At 30.0% G+C, this 21534-nt stretch carries 24 protein-coding genes and 1 tRNA gene; 13 read left to right on the top strand and 12 right to left on the bottom strand.

Annotation, left to right across the window (positions count from 1 at the left end; genetic code table 11):
- Positions 1–170: 170 nt before the first annotated feature.
- The 4 genes from V3V28_RS14300 to V3V28_RS14285 are packed head-to-tail and all read right to left on the bottom strand — an operon-like array spanning position 171 to position 3293.
- Entirely contained in the window at positions 171–656 is a 486-nt protein-coding gene (locus V3V28_RS14300; RefSeq protein ID WP_331365693.1) for an ABC transporter ATPase, read from the bottom strand.
- Between the two features lie 25 nt (positions 657–681).
- Positions 682–1569, bottom strand: a complete 888-nt coding sequence (locus V3V28_RS14295) for a hypothetical protein (protein WP_331365692.1) — start codon at positions 1567–1569, stop codon at positions 682–684.
- Between the two features lie 42 nt (positions 1570–1611).
- On the bottom strand, positions 1612–2439 hold the full coding sequence (locus V3V28_RS14290) for a 3'-5' exonuclease (protein WP_331365691.1): 828 nt from the start codon (positions 2437–2439) through the stop codon (positions 1612–1614).
- Positions 2439–3293, bottom strand: a complete 855-nt coding sequence (locus V3V28_RS14285) for a PPK2 family polyphosphate kinase (protein WP_331365690.1) — start codon at positions 3291–3293, stop codon at positions 2439–2441. Before V3V28_RS14285 ends, V3V28_RS14290 begins: the two co-directional genes overlap by 1 nt.
- A 126-nt stretch (positions 3294–3419) precedes the next feature.
- On the opposite strand from V3V28_RS14285, the gene V3V28_RS14280 reads away from it, so the two are divergent.
- On the top strand, positions 3420–3911 hold the full coding sequence (locus V3V28_RS14280) for a flavodoxin family protein (RefSeq protein ID WP_331365689.1): 492 nt from the start codon (positions 3420–3422) through the stop codon (positions 3909–3911).
- A 23-nt stretch (positions 3912–3934) separates the two neighbouring features.
- Entirely contained in the window at positions 3935–4102 is a 168-nt protein-coding gene (locus V3V28_RS14275) for a hypothetical protein (RefSeq protein ID WP_331365688.1), read from the top strand.
- 215 nt (positions 4103–4317) lie between these two features.
- On the opposite strand, the gene V3V28_RS14270 is transcribed toward V3V28_RS14275, so the two are convergent.
- From V3V28_RS14270 to V3V28_RS14240, 7 genes are all read right to left on the bottom strand, one after another.
- Positions 4318–4572: a DUF6952 family protein gene (locus V3V28_RS14270; protein ID WP_331365687.1), complete on the bottom strand. Its 255-nt coding sequence runs from the start codon at positions 4570–4572 to the stop codon at positions 4318–4320.
- A 2-nt stretch (positions 4573–4574) separates the two neighbouring features.
- Positions 4575–4883, bottom strand: coding sequence for a thioredoxin family protein (locus tag V3V28_RS14265; RefSeq protein WP_331365686.1), 309 nt, complete (start codon positions 4881–4883; stop codon positions 4575–4577).
- Between the two features lie 94 nt (positions 4884–4977).
- Positions 4978–5619: a peroxiredoxin gene (locus tag V3V28_RS14260; RefSeq protein ID WP_331365685.1), complete on the bottom strand. Its 642-nt coding sequence runs from the start codon at positions 5617–5619 to the stop codon at positions 4978–4980.
- Positions 5620–5767: 148 nt separating this feature from the next.
- Entirely contained in the window at positions 5768–6931 is a 1164-nt protein-coding gene (locus tag V3V28_RS14255; RefSeq protein ID WP_331365684.1) for a sigma-54-dependent transcriptional regulator, read from the bottom strand.
- An 8-nt stretch (positions 6932–6939) separates the two neighbouring features.
- On the bottom strand, positions 6940–7761 hold the full coding sequence (locus V3V28_RS14250) for a mechanosensitive ion channel family protein (protein ID WP_331365683.1): 822 nt from the start codon (positions 7759–7761) through the stop codon (positions 6940–6942).
- 6 nt (positions 7762–7767) lie between these two features.
- A complete protein-coding gene (locus tag V3V28_RS14245) occupies positions 7768–9093 on the bottom strand; it encodes an ABC transporter permease (RefSeq protein WP_331365682.1) in 1326 nt (441 codons plus the stop codon).
- Between the two features lie 4 nt (positions 9094–9097).
- The gene (locus tag V3V28_RS14240; RefSeq protein ID WP_331365681.1) at positions 9098–10027 is read right to left on the bottom strand and encodes an ABC transporter ATP-binding protein; all 930 of its coding nucleotides are present in this window, start codon (positions 10025–10027) and stop codon (positions 9098–9100) included.
- A gap of 176 nt (positions 10028–10203) precedes the next feature.
- Here V3V28_RS14240 and V3V28_RS14235 point away from each other — a divergent pair, with 176 nt between their 5' ends.
- From V3V28_RS14235 to V3V28_RS14205, 7 genes are all read left to right on the top strand, one after another.
- Entirely contained in the window at positions 10204–10650 is a 447-nt protein-coding gene (locus V3V28_RS14235; RefSeq protein ID WP_331365680.1) for a MarR family winged helix-turn-helix transcriptional regulator, read from the top strand.
- A 27-nt stretch (positions 10651–10677) separates the two neighbouring features.
- Complete coding sequence (locus V3V28_RS14230; protein WP_331365679.1) at positions 10678–13083, top strand: 3-hydroxyacyl-CoA dehydrogenase/enoyl-CoA hydratase family protein; 2406 nt, start codon at positions 10678–10680, stop codon at positions 13081–13083.
- 4 nt (positions 13084–13087) lie between these two features.
- Positions 13088–14278, top strand: a complete 1191-nt coding sequence (locus V3V28_RS14225; protein ID WP_331365678.1) for an acetyl-CoA C-acyltransferase — start codon at positions 13088–13090, stop codon at positions 14276–14278.
- Positions 14279–14306: 28 nt separating this feature from the next.
- Complete coding sequence (locus V3V28_RS14220) at positions 14307–16115, top strand: acyl-CoA dehydrogenase family protein (RefSeq protein ID WP_331365677.1); 1809 nt, start codon at positions 14307–14309, stop codon at positions 16113–16115.
- Between the two features lie 175 nt (positions 16116–16290).
- Complete coding sequence (locus V3V28_RS14215; protein WP_331365676.1) at positions 16291–17175, top strand: septum formation inhibitor Maf; 885 nt, start codon at positions 16291–16293, stop codon at positions 17173–17175.
- 33 nt (positions 17176–17208) lie between these two features.
- Positions 17209–18177 (top strand): M20/M25/M40 family metallo-hydrolase, encoded by a 969-nt coding sequence (locus tag V3V28_RS14210; RefSeq protein ID WP_331365675.1) that lies wholly within the window; start codon positions 17209–17211, stop codon positions 18175–18177.
- A 72-nt stretch (positions 18178–18249) separates the two neighbouring features.
- Positions 18250–18696: a KTSC domain-containing protein gene (locus V3V28_RS14205; RefSeq protein WP_331365674.1), complete on the top strand. Its 447-nt coding sequence runs from the start codon at positions 18250–18252 to the stop codon at positions 18694–18696.
- A 71-nt stretch (positions 18697–18767) separates the two neighbouring features.
- Here the strand turns inward: V3V28_RS14205 and trxB are convergent, their stop codons facing one another.
- On the bottom strand, positions 18768–19715 hold the full coding sequence (gene trxB / locus V3V28_RS14200) for a thioredoxin-disulfide reductase (RefSeq protein WP_331365673.1): 948 nt from the start codon (positions 19713–19715) through the stop codon (positions 18768–18770).
- Between the two features lie 192 nt (positions 19716–19907).
- Between trxB and V3V28_RS14195 the strand changes: the two genes are divergently transcribed.
- The 4 genes from V3V28_RS14195 (at position 19908) to V3V28_RS14180 (ending at position 21347) form a co-directional block, all read left to right on the top strand.
- Positions 19908–19982, top strand: a tRNA-Pro gene (locus V3V28_RS14195).
- Positions 19983–20317: 335 nt separating this feature from the next.
- Entirely contained in the window at positions 20318–20542 is a 225-nt protein-coding gene (locus V3V28_RS14190; RefSeq protein WP_331365672.1) for a hypothetical protein, read from the top strand.
- Between the two features lie 76 nt (positions 20543–20618).
- A complete protein-coding gene (locus V3V28_RS14185) occupies positions 20619–20834 on the top strand; it encodes a hypothetical protein (RefSeq protein WP_331365671.1) in 216 nt (71 codons plus the stop codon).
- 36 nt (positions 20835–20870) lie between these two features.
- Complete coding sequence (locus V3V28_RS14180; protein ID WP_331365670.1) at positions 20871–21347, top strand: glutathione peroxidase; 477 nt, start codon at positions 20871–20873, stop codon at positions 21345–21347.
- The last annotated feature ends 187 nt before the right edge of the window (positions 21348–21534 follow it).

Below are 21534 nucleotides of genomic sequence, written 5' to 3'. Positions count from 1 at the left end.
CGTTTTAACAGGCTTTCGCTACTCGCTTTTTTTAGGTTTGTTCTCGATACAATTTTTCTTCCTTTGTCAGAAAAACCACTCGAATTAACACCTAAAAAAGAGCTCAAACAAACCGCTCAATCCTTAACGCAGCTTAACTAATAGCTTAATACTATTACTAAAATCAATAGTTATACCAAAAAGCGTTTGTGCCAACTTTGTTTTGCAGGAACTTCCCAATTAGCCTCAAAGTCTTCTATGGTATTTACCATATTGTTAAAAACAATCGTTTCTGAAGTTACTTTTTGTTCTTTTGCAAACCTCTGAAAATCAGATAATTTTACTAGATTAATAGTGTCATTATCTTTAAAAGTAATGTTCATTTTATCCATTAAATCTAATTGTAGTTCTTTTTGTAATTCTTGTACAAAACGAACTGAACTATCTATAGAACAACCAGAAACATTGTTAAAACTCTCGTCTACTGCTAGTACTAAAAACTGATTATACTTTATTGTAAACGATCCTTTTAAATCATCTCCATGACGTGTCCATTGATTTATAAAATTTTCTGCTTTCGCAGAAATAAATACTATTTCTTTATTGGTAAATTCTCTATCGGATTGGTAAATCCAAACGCGAGAATTATTTGGTAAATTTTTATATTCTGTAAACATGTTTGTTATGTAACTTTTAAATTATTTAATTTGTAAGCTTTAAAGAAATTGCTGGAGCGTATTTACGCATCATTTTTATTTTACTTAATGGAGACAATCTCCATTTCCCTTTTACAAAATGATACATATTATCATTTCTATCTTTCTTACTATATTTTGAATATCCTATAATTGGTGTATAAAAAAATTCATTTTCTGTATCTAAATCATTTTCTCCATATTCATTAAAAGGAATAAATAATTTTTCAAAAACTATAAAAACACCATTTTCTGGCATTTCCAAATTATAATTGGAAATATCAATTATAGTCGTTTTTTGTCCTTCTTTAATTTCTATTGGTAGGTTTACATTTAAAATATCTTCTTTAGGTAAACCTGTTTTTTTGTCTTTTTTTAAAATTCTTATTCTAAATTTTGCTTTTTTTCGTTGATTATTTTTTTCAGAAAAATGGATTTCTATTTTTTCTAAATAAGCACAACAATTTGCTCTTTTATCATTCGGAAAATACTTTGCCAACATCCTCATTCCTGAAGTATGAACTCCTTGTACTTTATTTTTCACTTCGCCTAAAACAATAGATTTTTCTATTCTTTTTGTTAAAATAATTTCACCTAACACTTCTGCAATAGGTTTTAAGTACAACGTTTTCTGGTAAATATCTTTTGCTAAAACAACAGTATCTTTATAATTTAAGCAAGAAATATGAACTTTTGAGTTCAAATATCTTTCTTGTAAGTTCATAGAAAAAAGTCCTTCTTCCGTAGTTGAAATTCCTTTATTAGAATCTAGAAAACTAATGTTTGCATATACAATTGGCTCCTTTGTTTCTTTGTCTGCCAATTTTCCTTTAAAATTGACTTTCTGCGCAAATACTTGCGAACTGATAAATAGTAAGAAAATTAGTTTTTTCAAATTGTCAATTTTAAGAAGTTAGCATACTCATTTTTAATAATTTTACCTCAAATTAAACTTTTGCTGCAAAGCTTCTAACTTTTCTTTGTCTGACAGTTGCTTTTTTGGAGCTGTCATTCTTTGCTTAATTTCTTTTAAAACCTTTTTTGTGTATAATGGAAAATCCGCATTCTGCATCCAGTTATTATAACCCGGGTTTTCTTTAAATACTTCTTCTACGGTTCTTCCTTTATACTTTCCGAAAGAGAAAATTTCTTGTTTTTCGTCATTCATCAAAATAAAACCAGCAAAATCTGCTCTTTCTCCGTGTGTAGAATACTCACTTAAAGCATCTACAGTATTTTCTATATCCGTATATTTATCTAATTGTGCTAACAAAATTTCATAGGTTGCATTAGTATCTGCTTCTGCACCATGAGCACCTTCTAGTTCTTTTCCGCAATAAAATTGATAACCAGCACTTAAAGTTCTTTGCTCTTTTTTATGAAAAATTACCTGTACATCAATTGCTTTTCTATTTTTCATATCAAAGTCAATTCCTGCACGCATTAATTCTTCTGCTAATAAAGGAATATCAAAACGATTAGAATTAAAACCTGCTAAATCAGAATCTGCAATCATCTCATTTATTTTTGGCGCTAATTCTTTAAAAGTTGGTTCTGTAACTACTTTTTCATTGGTAATTCCATGAATATCGATAGAACCTTTCGGAATTTCCATTTCTGGATTTACCAACCACGTTTTACTTTCTTTATTCCCGTTTGGAAACACTTTTAAAATTGCTATTTCTACTACTTTATCTGTAGCTATATTTACTCCTGTTGTTTCTAAATCGAAGAATACAATTGGCTTTGTTAAGTTTAATTCCATTACTCGTTGTTTAATTGATTTTTAAATTCCTTCACTTGTTCTTGTACTTTTACAGGAAGTGTAGGTTCTTTAAAATTATATTTTTTTAATTCTTTTAATAAAATTTTTGCTAAAATTAACCTTACTGAAGGTTTATCATCCGCTGGTAATATAAACCAAGGTGCATTTTCTTTAGACGTTCTGTTTAATAAATCTTCGTAACAAAATTGATATTTATCCCACAATTTTCGTTCTTTTAAATCTCCTTCAGAAAATTTCCAATTCTTTTCTGGGATGTTTAATCTTCTTAACAATCTGCTTTTTTGTTCATCTTTAGATAAATTTAAAAAGAATTTTAAAACAATAGTTCCGTTTTTTGCTAAATGACTTTCAAAATCATTTATTCTTTCCATTCTATCATGATAAAAAGCATCGTCTAAATTTTCTAAACTTTTTACAGCAGGGATGTTTTCTCCAAAAACATAACCAGGATGCACTCTTGTTACCAAAACATTTTCATAATGCGTTCTATTAAAAATACCCATTTTTCCTTTTGCTGGCAAAGCAATATAATGTCTCCACATAAAATCATGTTTCAACTCTAGTTCTGTTGGCACTTTAAAACTAGTCACTTCTACTCCACTTGCATTTACATCTTTAAAAACCTCTCTAATTAAACTGTCTTTACCAGAAGTATCCATTCCTTGTAAACAAATTAACACACTATACTTACCTTCTGCATACATTACGTTTTGAAGCTTACTTATTTTTTTTCGAAGTTTCTTTAATGCTTTTTCGGCATCACCTATCACTTCTTTTGTATTAAAACTCTCTAACTGAATTTTACTATTTACTTTATATTTTTCTAAATTCATCTTCCTTATTAATATTCCCTAAAGATAAAAAAAATAGTGGTTTATCTATTGATTTTCTCTTGGCATTTATCAATTAAAATGATAATTATTTCACAAAATATCCCTTTTAATATTGAAATTTATCAAATGAAAAAAACAATCATTATTCAAGGCAGTTCTAAAAGTTTAGGGAACACACATAAAGTTGTAAATTATTTAAACAAAGACAATCAATTTGATGTTGTTGATTTAAAAACAAAAAATATTGGTTCGTTTGATTATGAATTTGCAAATGCTGATGATGATTTTCTACCATTAATGGAAGAAATAATTTCTAAATACGATACTATTGTTTTTGCAACACCCGTTTATTGGTACTCTATGAGTGGAATTTTAAAAGATTTTTTTGATAGAGTGTCCGATTTATTACATTATAAAAAAGAACTAGGCAGACAATTACGTGGAAAAAATTTAGCGATGATTAGCAACTCTACAGAAAATGATTTAAAAAATGGATTTACAATGCCATTTATAGAGAGTGCAAACTATTTAGGAGACACACATTCTTGGCTTTCTAATAACAATATCGCAAACGATGCAAAAGTAAAAATTGATGCTTTTAGAAAAATTATTTCTTAATTTTACTTTTTAATATTTACTAGATGCCAAAGAAAGGAAAAGGGAAAGCAAAAAACACCGTTAATAAAGCGAAACACACAAGGTTGATGAATCAAAAAATCAACAAAGTGAAGTTAGAAAAACAACTAACTAGAGAACGCTTAAAAGCAATTATTAAAAAAGTGAATGAAGAAAAAGAAAATGAACAGTAAATTACAGTACTTTTTAGGTGCTATTGTCTCTGTGCCTTTATTACCCCTTTTGCTTTTTCTGGGCAAAAACATTCGTAAAAAAGTGATGGTTATATGGAAGGTGCCGTTTATAAAGGAGACCAGATTGTAACACAACTAACAAATAAGTTTCAATAAATAAAAAACCTCAAGCTTTAACTTGAGGTTTAAATATACTTTTAAGACAGTAAGAACAATTAATCAATAGAACCTAAAACACGTTTCATAAAAGCATTTAACGCTTCCTTTTTTGGTGTACCTTCTTTGATCATTTTATCTACTTCTATTGCACCGTACATATTAGAAATTAACTCACCAATAACATCTAATTCTTCATCTTTTAAAGACGGAACTTCTGTTAATGCTTCTAATGTTTCAATGGTTTCTAGAACATAATCTTGATCGTTTTCTTCTATAAAATTAGTTAAGTGTTTTATTACAGGTAGTTTCATAATTAAATAACTTCGTTAACTAAATCTTTTAACACTTCAAACTTATTAGTTTGCGTTTGATTTACAAATTTACCATCTACAAAAGTTGCAAATGTTGGTAAATTACTAACGTCTGCTAACTTTCTACTTTCGGGAAATTTTTCTGCATCTGCAATAACAAAAGTAACTCCTTCATTTTCCGAAGAAAGTTTTTTGAATTTCGGCTTCATAATTCTACAATTTCCACACCAAGTTGCAGCGTATTGTACTACAACAGTTTTGTTTTCTGAAACTATACTTGCCAAATTATCTTGATTTAATTCTTGTACCATTTTTTGTTTTTTTTGTCATTGCGAACGTTAGCGAAGCAATCTATTCTTTTAAATGAAAAAGATTACTTCGCTAACGCTCGTAATGACGTAATAGTTAGTGAGAAGCTAAATATTCTGCAGTTCCTTTTGCATTCGGAGACATTGCATCTTTACCTTCTTCCCAGTTTGCTGGACAAACCTCTCCATGAGATTGTACATGTGCATACGCATCAATTAAACGTAAAAATTCATTTACATTTCTACCTACTGGCATATGATTAATTCCTTCATGAAAAACTGTTCCTTCTTCATCTATTAAATAAGTAGCTCTATAAGTTACATTATCTCCTTCTACTTGTATAGTTTGCGAAGCTTCATCAAAAGTTTCATTAGTAATGTCTAAAATACCTAAAATAGATGATAAATTTCTATTACTATCTGCTAAAATTGGATACGTAACACCTTCAATTCCACCATTATCTTTTGATTGACTTAACCAAGCAAAATGTACTTCTGGAGTATCACAAGAAGCACCAATTACAATTGTATTTCTTTTTTCGAATTCACCTAAAGCTGCCTGAAAAGCGTGTAATTCTGTTGGACAAACAAATGTAAAGTCTTTTGGGTACCAAAATAATAACACTTTCTTTTTGTTATTAACTGCTTCTTCTAATACATTTACTTTAAATGTATCTCCCATTTCGTTCATTGCATCTACATTTAAATCTGGAAATTTTTTTCCGACTGCTGTTGCCATATTTTTAATTTTTATATAATTAATATTCTATTTGTTTTTCTATTACAAAGATAGCAATACAACTATTCTAAATGAAAAAAGTTGATGAGAACTTTTTATATCCTCATCAACTTTACTTATACTAACTTATATTTTCTATAAATTTACACTATTTACTTGCGAAAAGTTTTATATCATTCGCTGACACTTCTTTTTCACCAAGAATTATTAAACGCTCTACAACATTACGTAATTCACGAATATTACCTGTCCAATCATATTCTTGTAAAAGCTTAATTGCTGTTAATGAAAATTCTTTTTTAGGTGTTCCTTGTTCTTTTGATATCTTTTCTGTGAAGAAGTTAATTAGTAAAGGAATATCTTCTCTTCTATCATTTAATGAAGGAACTTGAATTAAAATAACTGCCAATCTGTGGTATAAATCTTCTCTAAATCTACCCTCTGAAATTTCCTTTTTTAAGTCTTTATTGGTTGCAGCTACAATTCTAACATTTACTTTTATATCTCTGTCAGAACCTACACGTTGAATTTTATTTTCCTGTAAAGCTCTTAAAACTTTTGCTTGTGCAGACAAACTCATATCACCAATTTCGTCTAAGAAAATAGTTCCACCATTCGCTGCTTCAAACTTACCTGCTCTGTCTTTATTTGCTCCTGTAAAAGAACCTTTAACATGGCCAAATAACTCACTTTCTATTAATTCAGACGGAATTGCAGCACAATTTACTTCAACCATAGGTTTTTTTACTCTATCTGATTTTTCATGTAACCAATGCGCAACTAATTCTTTCCCTGTTCCATTTGGACCAGTAATTAAAACTCTTGCATCCGTTGCTGCTACTTTTTCTATGATATCTTTAATGTGAGAAATAGCGTCACTTTCACCAATCATTTGGTAACTTTTGCTTACTTTTTTCTTTAATCGTTTATTTTCTACAATTAAGACTTTCTTATCCAAAGCATTTCTTACCGTATTTAAAAGTCGGTTTAAATCTGGTGGTTTAGAAATATAATCGAAAGCGCCTAAACGCATTGTATTTACGGCAGTATCTAAATCTCCGTGACCAGAAATCATAACAATTGGTATTTCTGGTTTTATTTTTTTCGCTTTTTCTAACACCTCTACGCCATCCATTTTTGGCATTTTAATATCACATAAAACTAAATCGTAATCATTATTTTTTATCATTTCGATTCCTAACAAACCATCTTCTGCTTCCTCTACATTATAAGCTTCGTTTTCTTCTGAAATGATTTTTGTTAAGACTCTTCTAATTGCAGCTTCGTCTTCTATTATTAAAATCTTTGACATCTTTTTTTTTATTTTATAAGGTGTACATCTCTCTGTGGAAATGGAATTGTAACATTATTTTCTCTAAACTTTTTATCAATTTCAAAACGTAAATCGCTTTTTATTGTTAAATGTTCGTAACTATGATTAATCACAAAAAGTAATTTAAACTGTAAAGCACTATCTCCAAAGTCAGTAAATAACACTCTTGGTAAGGTAGTTTTTAAAACTTTAGGATGTGCTTTTGCTACATCAATTAAAATACTTTTTACTAATTCAACATCAGAACCGTAAGCAACTCCTATTTCTATACCTTCAGTTGTTTGAACTCCATTTTGAGTCCAGTTAAATAAGCTATTCGTTAAAAATTTATGATTGGGTATAATTAAAACTTTATCATCTATAGTAACTGCTCTAGTGGTTCGCAATCTAATTTCTATTACTTTCCCTACTTTGTCTTCTATTTCTATAATATCATTTACATGTAAAGATTTATCAATCAATATAAAAATACCAGACATTATATCTTGAAACAACGTTTGTAACCCTAAACCAATACCAACTAATAAAGCAGCAGAACCTGCTAAAATTACTCCTACTTTTATTCCTGAAGATTCTAAAGCTATTATTAAAACAATTGTATAAACAAAATATTTTACAAAAGAAAAAACGGCTTTAAACTTCCCTTTATCTTCTTCATTTAACTTTCTATTGACAATTTTTTTTATCAATTTCAAGAATAATCCTGTTAAAATAAAAACAACAACTACAAACAGAATTGTCTTTACATCTAGATGAATACTTTCTGTAATATTAAATGAAAAATTAAGAAACTCTATTAGCTTTTCCATTAAATGCTATCCTTTATATTTTAACCATTTATATAAATCTTTATAGGTTGGTTTTTTACCATACATTAAAATACCAACTCTGTAAATTTTTGCAGCCAACCAAACCATAAATACAAATGTAACTATTAATAAAGCCATCGATATTAACAATTCGTACCAAGAAACGCCAAATGGTACTCTCATTAACATTACAATAGGACTCGTAAACGGAATGTGAGAAAACAATACAGCAATTGAACCATGTGGATCATTAATTACTGTTGCAAAACCAACATAAACCCCTAAAACTAAAGGTGCCATTATTGGTAACATAAATTGTTGGGTATCTGTTTCATTATCTACAGCAGCACCAACTGCAGCAAAAAGAGAACTGTATAACATAAAGCCTCCTAAAAAATAAAAAATAAATAACACAAACATTTTTAAAATTGGTAATCTTAAAATTTCTTGAATTATCAATTGAAATTTATCAATATCAACCGCTTTTTTAGCTGCTTCTAATTGTTCTGCGGGTAACTTTGAGGTTTGCATTTCGACCATATCAATTCCAAAAACAGTAGAAGCAACAAACCAAATAATGGTAAGTAAAACTCCCCAAATAAAGAATTGTAATAAACCAGCGGATGCGTTTCCTAAAATTTTACCTAACATCAATTGAAAAGGTTTTACAGAAGAAACAATAATTTCTATAATTCTACTTGTTTTCTCTTCAATAACACTTCTCATTACTGATGTACCATAAATCATAACAAACATCATTAGTAAATAACCAGCAATTGCACCAACACCAATTTTTAATCCGTTTATTAATTTAGATGATTCTTCACCAGAAAAATTAAACATTTTAATATCCGATTGAATTCTAGAAGCTTTAATTTTTTCTAAATCGATACCAAAGTTATTTAGTTTTTCATTTCTAATTTTAGATTCAATTTTATTTTCTAATGAACTTATTACAGACATTCCCGGAGAATCTTTAGAATAGAACTCTATAGATTTTGCTAACAACTCTAAACTATCTTGTTTAGGAATAATTAATGCTCCATAATAATTACCTTCTTCCACCTTTTTCTTGGTTTCATCAACTCCCAAAGCAGTAAAATCTTGATAATGAATAGTTTTAGTATCTTTAAAATCGTCTTTTGTAAATAATTTAGATTCGTCTACATATACAATTTCTTTAACTTTCTCGTCATTCTTTTTCATTAAAAAGAAAACCAAAGCGCCCATACCAACCATTAATAAAGGGCTTAAAAAAGTCATCATTATAAATGATTTATTTCTAACTTTCGCAATAAACTCTCTGTGTATAATTAATTTTAACTTGCTCATTTTCTTACTTATTTTTATTTATTGCTTGAATAAAAATGTCATTTGCACTTGGTATTAACTCCACAAAATGTTGCATTTCTCCGCTATTTGTTAAAAAAGATAATAATTCGTTTGCCGAATTTGTTGCTCCTAATTTTACATTCATCGTCAACTCGTTTCCTAATAATTTAAAATCAGCAGGAAAAACTTCAAAATTCTCTTTTAGCTTCGCTTCAACTTCTTTTGGGTTTACTGTATTTAATCCTACTTGAAACGTATTGGTTCTAAACTCACGCTTAATATCATTCAATTTACCATCTAAAATTTTGTTAGATTCATCAATTAAAGCAATTTCATCACACATTTCTTCAACAGATTCCATTCTGTGCGTAGAAAAAATTATGGTTGCTCCTTCATCACGAAGTTGTAAAATTTCTTTTGCTATTAATTGTGCATTTATTGGATCGAAACCAGAAAAAGGCTCATCAAAAATTAATAGTTTTGGTTGATGTAAAACAGTTACAATAAACTGTACTTTTTGCGCCATTCCTTTAGAAAGTTCTTCAATTTTCTTATCCCACCAAGCTGCAATATCAAACTTATCGAACCAATATTTTAAACGTTTTTTTGCTTCAGATTTACTTAAACCTTTTAATTGTGCTAAATACAAAGCTTGTTCACCAACTTTCATTGATTTATACAAACCACGTTCTTCTGGTAAATAACCAATATCTGCTGTATGTTTTGGCGATAATGCCTCTCCGTCTATAAATATAGAACCGCTATCTGGCATTGTAATCTGATTGATAATTCTTATTAAAGATGTTTTTCCTGCTCCGTTTGGGCCCAATAAACCAAAAACACTTCCTTTTGGGATATGAATGGAAACATCATTTAAAGCTGTAAAATCTCCATATTTTTTTACAACATTATTTACTTCTAATAAATTCTTCATGGATAATTGTTAATTTTCTTGAAAGTCTACTATAATTACAAACTTACATATTTTATAGGTATTAGTATTCTTTCTTACCTATTTGTTACAAGTAAAAAAAATAAATTTACTATGCATGCATAACTTTTTTCGTAATTTACTATGCGTGCATAATAAATTTTTATATCTTTGAGGCAATGGATAAAGATAAATCGATAGATCATCAATTAAGAGCAACGTGGCAAGCTGTTGCAAAACTCTATAATGAGCAAGCTGCAAACCGTGGAAGCACAATGGCTACAGCTTTTGTTTTATTAAATATTGATGCAGATAATGGCACACCTTCTACTTCTTTAGGTCCTTTAATGGGAATGGAACCAACTAGCCTTTCGCGTATTTTAAAAGCGATGGAAGATAAAGGTGCTATTTGTAGAAAAAAAAACCCAGATGACGGTAGAAGTGTTATTGTTAAACTAACAGAATATGGTAAAGAAATGCGAGAAGTTTCTAAAGGATACGTTTTTCAGTTTAATAATAAGATAATAGAAAATGTTACAGAGCAAGATTTAGAATCTTTCTTTAAAGTAACCTCAACTATAAATAAATTAATTGCTGACAAAAAGATTTATGAAGACATCAATTAAAAAGCAATATAAATAAACCAATAACAAATGACAAGAAGAATTAAAAAAGTAGCAATTATCGGTTCTGGAATTATGGGATCTGGTATTGCCTGTCACTTTGCAAACATTGGCGTAGAAGTTCTTTTATTGGACATCGTTCCAAGAGAATTAAACGACAAAGAGAAAGCAAAAGGATTAACGTTAAAAGACAAAACTGTTCGTAATCGTTTAGTAAACGATGCATTAACAGCTTCATTAAAATCGAAACCTTCTCCTATTTATAGTAAGAAGTTTGCTGAAAGAATTACCACAGGTAATTTAGAAGATGATATTGCTAAAGTTGCAGATGTAGATTGGATAATGGAAGTTGTTGTTGAACGATTAGATATTAAAAAAATCGTTTTTGAAAAATTAGAGAAATACAGAACTCCAGGAACTTTAATTACTTCTAATACTTCTGGTATTCCTATTAAATTTATGAATGAAGGAAGAAGTGAAGATTTCCAAAAGCATTTTGCGGTAACTCACTTTTTTAATCCTCCAAGATATTTAAAACTTTTTGAAGTTGTTCCTGGACCAAATTGTGATCCTGCAGTTACTGATTTCTTAATGGAATACGGTGATAAATTTTTAGGTAAAACATCAGTTTTAGCTAAAGATACACCAGCATTTATTGGGAACAGAATTGGAATCTTCGGAATTATGAGTTTATTTCACGTTGTAAAAGACATGGATTTAACTGTTGAAGAAGTAGATAAATTAACAGGTCCAGTTATTGGTCGTCCAAAATCGGCAACCTTTAGAACTATTGATGTTGTTGGTTTAGACACATTGGTTCATACAGCAAATGGTGTAAAAGACAATTGCCCCGAAGATGAAATGAGAGAGCAATTTGTGATTCCTGATTTTGTAAACCACATGATGGAAAACAAAATGTTAGGAAGTAAAACCAAACAAGGTTTTTACAAAATGACAAAAGATGCTAATGGTAAAAGAAACATTTTAACATTAGATTTAAATACATTAGAATACAGACAAAAGAAATCTGCAAAGTTTGCAACATTAGAATTGACAAAAACAATTGATAATGTTACGGATCGTTTTAAAGTACTAGTTGCAGGGAAAGATAAAGCTGGTGAGTTTTACAGAAAGTCTTTCGGAGCAATGTTTGCCTATGTTCAAAATAGAATTCCAGAAATTTCTGACGAATTATATAGAATTGATGATGGATTAAGAGCTGGATTTGGTTGGGAACATGGACCTTTTCAAATTTGGGATGCAGTTGGTATTGCCAAAGGTGTTGAGATTATGAAAGCTGAAGGACATGAAGTTGCCTCTTGGGTTACAGAAATGTTAGAAAAAGGAGAAACTTCTTTCTATTCAGTAAAAGAAGGAGCTACATTTTATTATGACATTCCTTCAAAAAAGCAAATTAAAAAACCAGGTCAAGATTCATTTATCATATTAGACAACATCCGAAAATCAAACGAAGTTTGGAAAAACTCTGGTGCTGTAATAGAAGATTTAGGAGATGGAATTATCAATTTAGAATTCCAATCTAAAATGAATACTATTGGCGGAGACGTTTTAGCTGCAGTTAATAAAGCAATTGATTTAGCTGAAACAAACTATCAAGGTTTAATCGTTGGTAATCAAGCAGCAAATTTCTCTGTTGGAGCAAATATCGGAATGATATTTATGATGGCTGCAGAACAAGAATATGCAGAGTTAAACCAAGCTATAAAATATTTCCAAGATACAATGATGCGTATGCGTTATTCTTCAATTCCAACAATTTCTGCTCCTCACGGAATGGCTTTAGGTGGTGGATGTGAAATTTCATTACATGCCGATAAAGTTGTTGCAGCAGCAGAAACTTATATGGGATTAGTAGAATTTGGAGTAGGTGTTATTCCAGGTGGTGGTGGTTCTAAAGAAATGGCGTTACGTGCTTCAGACACATTCCGTAAAGGAGATGTTCAATTAAACGTATTGCAAGAAAATTTCTTAACAATTGGTACTGCAAAAGTAGCAACTTCTGCTTATGAAGCGTTCGATTTAGGGTTACTTCAAAAAGGAAAAGATGTTGTTGTTGTTAATAAAGATCGTCAAATTGCAGTTGCAAAGAAACATGCAATCTTAATGGCAGAAGCAGGTTATACACAACCAGCAACTCGTAATGATGTATTAGTACTTGGTAAGCAAGCTTTAGGTGCATTTATGGTAGCTACAGATTCTATGCAAGCAAGTAGATTTATATCAGAACACGATCAAAAAATCGCAAATAAATTAGCCTATGTAATGGCTGGTGGAGATTTATCAGAACCGACTAAAGTTTCTGAACAGTATTTATTAGACTTAGAACGTGAAGCGTTCTTAAGTTTATGTACAGAGCGCAAAACATTAGAGCGTATTCAACACATGTTAAAAACTGGTAAACCTTTAAGAAACTAAAATTATGAAAACAGCATATATAGTACAAGGATATAGAACAGCCGTAGCAAAATCTAAAAGAGGCGCGTTCAGGTTTAAAAGAGCTGATGAATTGGCTGCTGAAACTATCCAACATTTAATGAAAAATTTACCAGAATTCGACAAGACAAGAATTGACGATGTAATTGTTGGTAATGCAATGCCAGAGGGCTCGCAAGGATTAAATATGGCACGTTTAATCTCTTTAATGGGGTTAGAAATTGAAGAAGTTCCTGGTGTAACCGTAAATCGTTTTTGTTCTTCAGGATTGGAAACTATTGGTATGGCAGTTGCAAAAATTCAGTCAGGAATGGCAGAATGTATTATTGCAGGTGGAGCAGAAAGTATGAGCTCTGTACCAATGACAGGTTTTAAACCAGAATTAAACTACAATACTGTTGCTGCAGGGCATGCAGATTATTATTGGGGAATGGGAAACACAGCAGAAGCTGTTGCAGACCAATATAATGTCTCTCGTAAAGATCAAGATGAGTTTGCTTTAAACTCTCATTTAAAAGCATTAAAGGCACAAGCTGAAGATCGTTTTCAAGATCAAATAGTTCCTATTGAAGTTGAAGAAACATATGTTAATGCTGAAGGTAAAAAAGTAACAAGAAAATATACTGTAAACAAAGATGAAGGACCTCGTAAAGGATCTAACATTGCTGGTTTAGAACGTTTACGTCCTGTATTCGCAACTGGCGGAAGTGTTACAGCTGGTAATTCATCACAAACAAGTGATGGTGCAGCATTTGTAATGGTTATGAGTGAAGATATGGTTAAGGAATTAAACATAAAACCAATTGCAAGAATGGTAAGTTATGCTGCTGCAGGTGTTCCTCCAAGAATTATGGGAATTGGACCCGTTGCTGCGATTCCAAAAGCATTGAAACAAGCCGGATTAAAACAAGAAGATATTAGCTTAATTGAGTTAAATGAAGCTTTTGCTTCGCAATCTCTAGCTGTAATTCGTGAATTAGGCCTAGATGCAGACATTATTAACGTAAATGGTGGTGCAATTGCATTAGGGCATCCTTTAGGTTGTACTGGAGCTAAATTATCAGTTCAATTATTTGATGAAATGCGCAAGCGTAACATGCAAGGAAAATACGGAATGGTAACAATGTGTGTTGGTACTGGACAAGGTGCTGCGGGTATTTTCGAGTTTTTAAATTAACAAAAAATCAAGATTAAAAGTATATAGAATGGAAGCAAAAGAGAAGGAAATTTTAAGAGGAGGTCAGTTTTTAGTAAAAGAAACTGCATGTGAAGATGTGTTTACTCCTGAAGATTTTTCAGAAGAACAACTAATGATGAAAGATGCCGTTAAGGAATTTAGCGAGCGTGAAATCATTGCACATAGAGACCGTTTCGAAGCAAAAGATTTCAAGCTTACTGAAGATGTAATGAAAAAAGCTGGAGAACTTGGTTTCTTAGGTGTTTCTGTTCCTGAAGAATATGGCGGATTAGGAATGGGCTTTGTTTCTACAATGCTTACTTGTGAATATATTTCTAGCGGAAATGGTTCCTTAAGTACTGCTTTTGGTGCACATACCGGTATTGGCACAATGCCAATTACTTTATATGGCACAGAAGAACAAAAGAAAAAATACGTAACTAAATTAGCTACCGGAGAATGGATGGGAGCTTATTGTTTAACAGAACCAGGCGCAGGATCTGATGCTAATTCTGGTAAAACTACGGCTACATTATCTGAAGATGGTAAATCATACAAAATAAACGGGCAAAAAATGTGGATTACAAATGCAGGGTTCTGTAATTTGATGATTGTTTTTGCTCGTATTGAAGATGATAAAAACATTACTGGCTTTATTGTTGAGTATGATGCTGCAAAACCTAATGGAATTACTTTAGGTGAAGAAGAACACAAATTAGGAATTCGTGCAAGTTCTACTCGTCAAGTATTTTATAATGACACTATTGTACCTGCAGAAAATATGTTATCTGTAAGAGGTGGTGGATTTAAAATTGCTGTAAATGCATTAAACGTTGGTCGTATTAAATTAGCTGCAGCCTGTATTGACTCTCAAAGAAGAGTAACAGAAACTGCTTTACAATATGCAACAGAACGTAAACAATTTAAAACTCCAATTGCAAATTTTGGTGCTATTAAAGCTAAATTAGCTGAAATGGCAACAAACTGTTATGCAGGAGAATCTGCATGTTATAGAGCTTCAAAAAACATTGAAGACAGAATTGCAATGCGTTTAGAAGCAGGAAATTCTCATTCAGAAGCAGAATTAAAAGGTGTAGAAGAATATGCAATTGAATGCTCTATTTTAAAAGTTGCAGTTTCTGAAGACATACAAACATGTGCAGACGAAGGGATTCAAATTTTTGGAGGAATGGGATTCTCTGAAGAAACATCAATGGAAGCAGCCTGGAGAGATGCAAGAATTACCCGTATTTATGAAGGAACTAACGAGATTAACAGAATGTTATCTGTTGGTATGTTAGTAAAAAAAGCGATGAAAGGTCACGTAGATTTATTAGGCCCTGCAACTGAAGTAGGAAATGAATTAATGGGAATTCCATCTTTTGATACTCCAGATTATTCAGAATTATTTGCTGAAGAAAAAGAAATGATTGCTAAATTAAAGAAAGTCTTTTTAATGGTTGCAGGTTCTGCAATTCAAAAATTTGGACCAGATTTAGATAAACACCAACAATTGTTAATGGCTGCAGCAAACATTTTAAACGAAGTGTATATGGCAGAATCTACATTATTACGTACAGAGAAAAACGTTAAACGTTTTGGTGAAGAGAAGCAAGAAGGTCAAATTGCAATGGCAAGATTATATCTATACAACGCTGTAGAAATTATTGATAAAAATGGTAGAGAAGGAGTTATTTCTTTTGCAGAAGGTGATGAACAACGTATGTTATTAATGGGCTTAAAGCGTTTTACTAAATATGCCAATTATCCTAATGTAGTTGCATTGCGTAACTTAATTGCAGAAAAATTGAAAGCAGAAAATAAATACTGCTTCTAACAATATTTAAAATTTTCTTAAAATATCAAGTTTTAAGAATTAGTTGTTTGTTTAAAAGACCATCTTAATTGATGGTCTTTTTTTATATATAAAAACTGTTAATTCTATTTTTCTATTCCTATTAATTTTGGTTTTGTTGTAGATTAGTCCAAATTCCTTTAAAATGAAATCATATATGAAAATTTCTATCCCAATAATTACAAGTCTTTTATTCATTTTTTGTTCAAATATTGATGCAAATAAATCAGTATCAAAAATAAATAGCATCAAAAAAGGCTCAAAATTTAATGAGTATTGGTACAAAGGAAAAGCAGAAATAACTTCTTACAAATTAACACAAGCAAGATATGGAGGTGTTTACGAAGGAACTGCTGTAAATATTTATGTTACTGAAGATTTCCTTCCAGTTAAACAAGTAAAAGCAGATTCTAGAAATGCTAAAAACATTCCAATATTAAAACTAAATAGCACCAAAAAGTTTACAACAGGAATTTATCCATATTCTATAATGACGAGCACCTTCTCTCCTATCGACATTAAAAAACAAGCAATAAAAGCTAGCTTTTCTGCACAAGAGTGGTGTGGAAATACATTTATTCAATTAAATAATAAAGATACGTTTGAGATCGATTTTCATTCATATTTTGAAAGTAATTCAGATAAAAAAGTATCCTTAAAAAAAGATCCTTTAGAAAATGATTTTTGGAATATGTTAAGAATTAATCCTTATTCAATAAAAAAAGGGAGATATAAAGTAATTCCTTCTTTTGAGTTTTTAGCTTTGAATCATCAAAAAATTAAAGCTTATGATGCAGAAGTAAATTTGATAGAAAAAGGAAAGTTTATTAATTTCTCGGTATATTATCCTACGTTAAAAAGAAAAATAACTATAAAATTGATTAAAGATTTTCCACATACTATTGAAAGTTGGGAAGAAACATACACTAAAAGAGGAAAAAAAAGAACAACAAAAGCAGAAAAAATAAAAACCATTTTATCTCCTTATTGGAACAAAAATGGAGTAAAAGACACAAAAGAAAGGCATGAGTTAGGCTTGTAAAACTTGTTCTTCTTAATTAAAAACTAACAAACTATGAAAACCAAATTTTTATTATTATTCCTTTTTACGATTGCAATTATAAGTTGCAATACTGATAAAACAATTACTATTAACAACGCAATGCTTTTAGAAAGCATTAAAATTCTTTCACATGATTCTTTAGAAGGAAGAGGTTTTTCGAAACCAGGAAATTATAAAGCGCAACAATTTATTGCCAATCAATTTAAGGAAATTGGTTTAGAAAAAATAGCTGGACATGAATATGTTCAGGAATTTCCATATACTTTTTCTGGAAAAAGAAGACAAAGAATGTTTCCCATAAAAAATGCGAATGAAGATTTTTCTAATGTTACAGATACTACCGTGATTGGTGGAAATGTAGTTGGAAAAATAGCAGGAAAAATTAAAAAAACCATTGTAATTACTGGTCATTTAGATCATTTAGGAATTAAAGGTGGGAAAATTTATAATGGTGCAGATGATGATGCTTCAGGAACTGCAGCTTTGTTTGCAATTGCAGAATATTTCAAGAAAAACAAACCACAACATACATTAGTTTTTGCAGCAGTCGATGCTGAAGAAATTGGTTCTTTAGGTGCAGATTATTGGTTGAAAAACTATAAAAATAAGCAAGACATTGTTCTAAACATTAATATGGATATGATTGCACACAACGATTCTTTAAGATTATTTGCTGCTGGTTTGTATCATTACCCGCAATTAAAAAAACCTATAGAAAACATAGAATCACCAATTACATTGTTGTTTGGTCATGATAATCCAAAAAATAAAAAGTTAGAAGATTGGACTTTTTCTTCTGATCACAGAATTTTTCATAAAGAAAAAATTCCATTTATTTATTTTGGTGTCGAAGATCACAAAGATTATCATAAACCAACAGATACTTTTGAGAATATCAACAAAGAATTTTATATAGATGCTGTAAAATTGATTATTAATGCCATTGAAAATTATGATAATTCTCTAAATAAAAATCTTTAAAAAATTTCACCAACATAAGTATCATAATTCATTTAATATCAATACTTTTGCACGCAATTTGAAAACACAAGAATGAAACGTATAAAAGAATATAAAAAACTTTTTAAAGTAGAAGGAGCTATTGATCTAAAAGAATTAAAAAAGTCTTACAGAGGCTTAGTAAAAGAATGGCATCCAGATAAATTTACTGATGAAGCTAAAAAAGAAGAAGCAGATATTATGAGTACTCAAATTATTGATGGGTATCATTTTCTAGTAAGTATTGCTCCTGAAACAAAAGCAGCAAATTTAGATGCTTACAAAACTACTATTACAGAATTTCAAGTTGCTGATTGGCATCATAAAAGTATGCTGTTAGAAGTTACTTTTACAGATGGTAATAAATACGAATTCTTTGGTGTTAGCAAAATACTTTTTGGGAAATTTGTAAACGCAAAATCTATGAATAATTTTGGTAAGAGAAATATATTTAATTCTTTTACTTACAGAAAATCTATGAAAGCTTCTGTAGTAGCTTAATAATTTTTCTTAAAATAAAAAAAAGAGATTACTTATAAAGTAATCTCTTTTTTTTATTTTATTATTTGTTGTTACTCTAAAGCACCTAAATAACGTTCTGCATCTAAAGCTGCCATACAACCTGTACCAGCAGCAGTAACAGCTTGCCTATATTCTTTATCTTGAATATCTCCAGCTGCAAAAACTCCAGGTAAATTTGTTTTAGTAGATTTTCCTTTTGTAATTAAATACCCAACATCATCCATATCTAAAACTCCTTTAAATAAATCTGAATTAGGTTTATGACCAATTGCTATAAACAAACCAGTTACAGCAATATCAGTTGTTTTTTTTGTTTGATTATTAATAGCCCTAACACCTTCAACAACATTAGATCCTATAACTTCATCTATCTCTGTATTGTATAAAACTTCAATATTCTTCGTTTTATTCACTCTATGTTGCATCGCTTTAGAAGCTCTCATAAAATCTTTACGAACTAAAATTGTTACTTTATTACAAATATTTGCTAAATAAGTAGCTTCTTCTGCAGCAGTATCTCCTGCCCCAACAACAACAACATCTTGTCCTTTATAGAAAAAACCATCACAAGTTGCACAAGCAGAAACTCCACCACCAATTAAACGTTGTTCACTTTCAATTCCTAAATATTTTGCAGTTGCTCCAGTACAAATAATTACAGTTTCAGCTTCAATATGCTTAGACTCATCCACAATAACTTTATGAATTCCGCCAACCACTTCACTTAATTCTACTTTAGTAACCATTCCAAAACGAACTTCAGTACCAAAACGCTCTGCTTGTTTTTGTAAATCATTCATCATTGCCGTACCATCCGTACCATTTGCATATCCCGGAAAATTATCAACCTCTGTAGTCGTTGTTAATTGTCCCCCCATTTGTAACCCTGTATACATAATAGGTTTCATATCTGCTCTAGCAGCATAAATTGCAGCTGTATAACCCGCAGGTCCAGAACCTATAATTAAACATTTTATTTTTTCTATTGTATCTGACATAATATTTTCTATCGAATTTAGAATTGTAAAAATATAGTTTTTTAACACTTATAAAAGCGAATGTTTATAAGTTTTAACAATGAAAATATAGTTAGATTTAATCGATTAATTACATTTAATAATAATTAATAAATTGGTTGCTTTTTTATAAAAAGGATGTATATTTGCAATCCTTAAATGAGCAATCATTTTCGGGGTGTAGCGTAGCCCGGTCATCGCGCCTCGTTTGGGACGAGGAGGTCGCAGGTTCGAATCCTGCCACCCCGACTAAACCTTCTAAATCTTAAGATTTGGAGGGTTTTTTTTATTTTATTAAAATTTCGCTTGTTACTATAGTTCAAAAACTAAAGTAACAGAAACTAGAACTGTTTTTTTTCTTTTTTAGTTAAAATTTCAAGTAAATAGTAAAATTTAAAATCTTTATAAAACTATCAATAAAATCTATTAATTTAGAATTATATGGTACAGTAATTGAACCAAATAACCTGAAAACTATAAAACCTATTTTCTTTAAAAAAACATATTATTTCTGATTGAAATAAAAAATGTTAGAAAAAATAACGTAGAATTCAAACAAGATAATATAACATAAATAATAAATAATGGAATTAATAAAAAAAGCATTAGAATTTGAAACTAGAAAAATGAGATTTCCAACAACTAGTGACCGTGTTTTAGCTGCTAGAGAGGCAAAATCTTTAATTTTAAGTTTGAATGAAGTTTATAAAGAAAACAAAGATTCTGAAATTATGGACATCATGAAACGTCTAACTGTAATAAAGCAAAGAATTGAAAGACGCTTAAAAGGAAAACCATTAACTGCATAATTAATTCAAATTTACGTTGCTTATTTAAGTTTTATAATTATATTGGAAAAATTATAAAAAAAGACAAGTTAATAGAATGAATTTATTAGAAAGAGCAGAAGAGTTTGAGAATAGAAAGTTCTCATTTAAAACAACAAGTGATAGAATTTTAGCTTCTAGAGAGGTAAAAGCTTTAATTTTAGAACTGAATGAAGTATATAAAGTGGAAAAAGATCCGGAAATCATGGACCAAATGAAGCGATTAACAACTGTTAAACAAAAGATAGAAAAACGTTTAAAAGGCAGAAAATAAATAACTAAAAACTTTTCTATATAACCCTAAACTAAAATGGACAACTCTATTTACAGCATAAAAATCTGCAGTTTACAAGGTAAATCCATTGAACTATCAGACTATAAAAACAAATTTATATTATTTGTAAACGTAGCTTCTAAATGTGGTTTTACACCACAGTATAAAGAATTAGAAGAACTTCATAAAACTTACAAAGATAAAATTGTAGTTATTGGTGTTCCTTGCAATCAATTTGGCCAACAAGAACAAGGAACCGCAAGTGAAATACAAGAATTTTGTGAAGTAAATTATGGCGTTTCTTTTCTTATTACAGAAAAGATTGATGTAAAAGGCACCAATCAACACCCGTTATATGCTTGGCTAACTTCCAAAAAATTAAATGGTAAAAAAAGTTCATCTGTAAAATGGAACTTTCAAAAATATATAGTTTCTCCAGAAGGTAAATTAATAGATTATTACTTCTCTATTACAAAACCATTAAGTTCTAAAATTACAAGACATTTAAATTAAACATTATATTTAATTGTTTAAGAAAAGTTTATTCACAAGATAATTGTAGATCTTCCCCTTCTTTAAATTCAAATAATAAAGTTATTACAAGAAGCTGGAACAAGTTTTATTCATCAAGAATTAGAACGTATTAATCAGCTATTTATAAAAATGGATTATTTACTTTTAATCTTCTGAATTATACCTA

It is taken from the genome of Polaribacter sp. (assembly GCF_036480315.1).
GTDB lineage: Bacteria > Bacteroidota > Bacteroidia > Flavobacteriales > Flavobacteriaceae > Polaribacter.
This window is presented reverse-complemented; position numbering and strand designations above follow the sequence as displayed.

Excerpts from the sequence above, each read along its gene's own strand:
- V3V28_RS14300 (WP_331365693.1), bottom strand. The coding sequence starts at position 656 with ATGTTTACAGAATATAAAAATTTACCAAATAATTCTCGCGTTTGGATT.
- V3V28_RS14290 (WP_331365691.1), bottom strand. The coding sequence starts at position 2,439 with ATGGAATTAAACTTAACAAAGCCAATTGTATTCTTCGATTTAGAAACA.
- V3V28_RS14285 (WP_331365690.1), bottom strand. The coding sequence starts at position 3,293 with ATGAATTTAGAAAAATATAAAGTAAATAGTAAAATTCAGTTAGAGAGT.
- V3V28_RS14280 (WP_331365689.1), top strand. The coding sequence starts at position 3,420 with ATGAAAAAAACAATCATTATTCAAGGCAGTTCTAAAAGTTTAGGGAAC.
- V3V28_RS14275 (WP_331365688.1), top strand. The coding sequence starts at position 3,935 with ATGCCAAAGAAAGGAAAAGGGAAAGCAAAAAACACCGTTAATAAAGCG.
- V3V28_RS14270 (WP_331365687.1), bottom strand. The coding sequence starts at position 4,572 with ATGAAACTACCTGTAATAAAACACTTAACTAATTTTATAGAAGAAAAC.
- V3V28_RS14265 (WP_331365686.1), bottom strand. The coding sequence starts at position 4,883 with ATGGTACAAGAATTAAATCAAGATAATTTGGCAAGTATAGTTTCAGAA.
- V3V28_RS14260 (WP_331365685.1), bottom strand. The coding sequence starts at position 5,619 with ATGGCAACAGCAGTCGGAAAAAAATTTCCAGATTTAAATGTAGATGCA.
- V3V28_RS14255 (WP_331365684.1), bottom strand. The coding sequence starts at position 6,931 with ATGTCAAAGATTTTAATAATAGAAGACGAAGCTGCAATTAGAAGAGTC.
- V3V28_RS14250 (WP_331365683.1), bottom strand. The coding sequence starts at position 7,761 with ATGGAAAAGCTAATAGAGTTTCTTAATTTTTCATTTAATATTACAGAA.
- V3V28_RS14245 (WP_331365682.1), bottom strand. The coding sequence starts at position 9,093 with ATGAGCAAGTTAAAATTAATTATACACAGAGAGTTTATTGCGAAAGTT.
- V3V28_RS14240 (WP_331365681.1), bottom strand. The coding sequence starts at position 10,027 with ATGAAGAATTTATTAGAAGTAAATAATGTTGTAAAAAAATATGGAGAT.
- V3V28_RS14235 (WP_331365680.1), top strand. The coding sequence starts at position 10,204 with ATGGATAAAGATAAATCGATAGATCATCAATTAAGAGCAACGTGGCAA.
- V3V28_RS14230 (WP_331365679.1), top strand. The coding sequence starts at position 10,678 with ATGACAAGAAGAATTAAAAAAGTAGCAATTATCGGTTCTGGAATTATG.
- V3V28_RS14225 (WP_331365678.1), top strand. The coding sequence starts at position 13,088 with ATGAAAACAGCATATATAGTACAAGGATATAGAACAGCCGTAGCAAAA.
- V3V28_RS14220 (WP_331365677.1), top strand. The coding sequence starts at position 14,307 with ATGGAAGCAAAAGAGAAGGAAATTTTAAGAGGAGGTCAGTTTTTAGTA.
- V3V28_RS14215 (WP_331365676.1), top strand. The coding sequence starts at position 16,291 with ATGAAAATTTCTATCCCAATAATTACAAGTCTTTTATTCATTTTTTGT.
- V3V28_RS14210 (WP_331365675.1), top strand. The coding sequence starts at position 17,209 with ATGAAAACCAAATTTTTATTATTATTCCTTTTTACGATTGCAATTATA.
- V3V28_RS14205 (WP_331365674.1), top strand. The coding sequence starts at position 18,250 with ATGAAACGTATAAAAGAATATAAAAAACTTTTTAAAGTAGAAGGAGCT.
- trxB (WP_331365673.1), bottom strand. The coding sequence starts at position 19,715 with ATGTCAGATACAATAGAAAAAATAAAATGTTTAATTATAGGTTCTGGA.
- V3V28_RS14190 (WP_331365672.1), top strand. The coding sequence starts at position 20,318 with ATGGAATTAATAAAAAAAGCATTAGAATTTGAAACTAGAAAAATGAGA.
- V3V28_RS14185 (WP_331365671.1), top strand. The coding sequence starts at position 20,619 with ATGAATTTATTAGAAAGAGCAGAAGAGTTTGAGAATAGAAAGTTCTCA.
- V3V28_RS14180 (WP_331365670.1), top strand. The coding sequence starts at position 20,871 with ATGGACAACTCTATTTACAGCATAAAAATCTGCAGTTTACAAGGTAAA.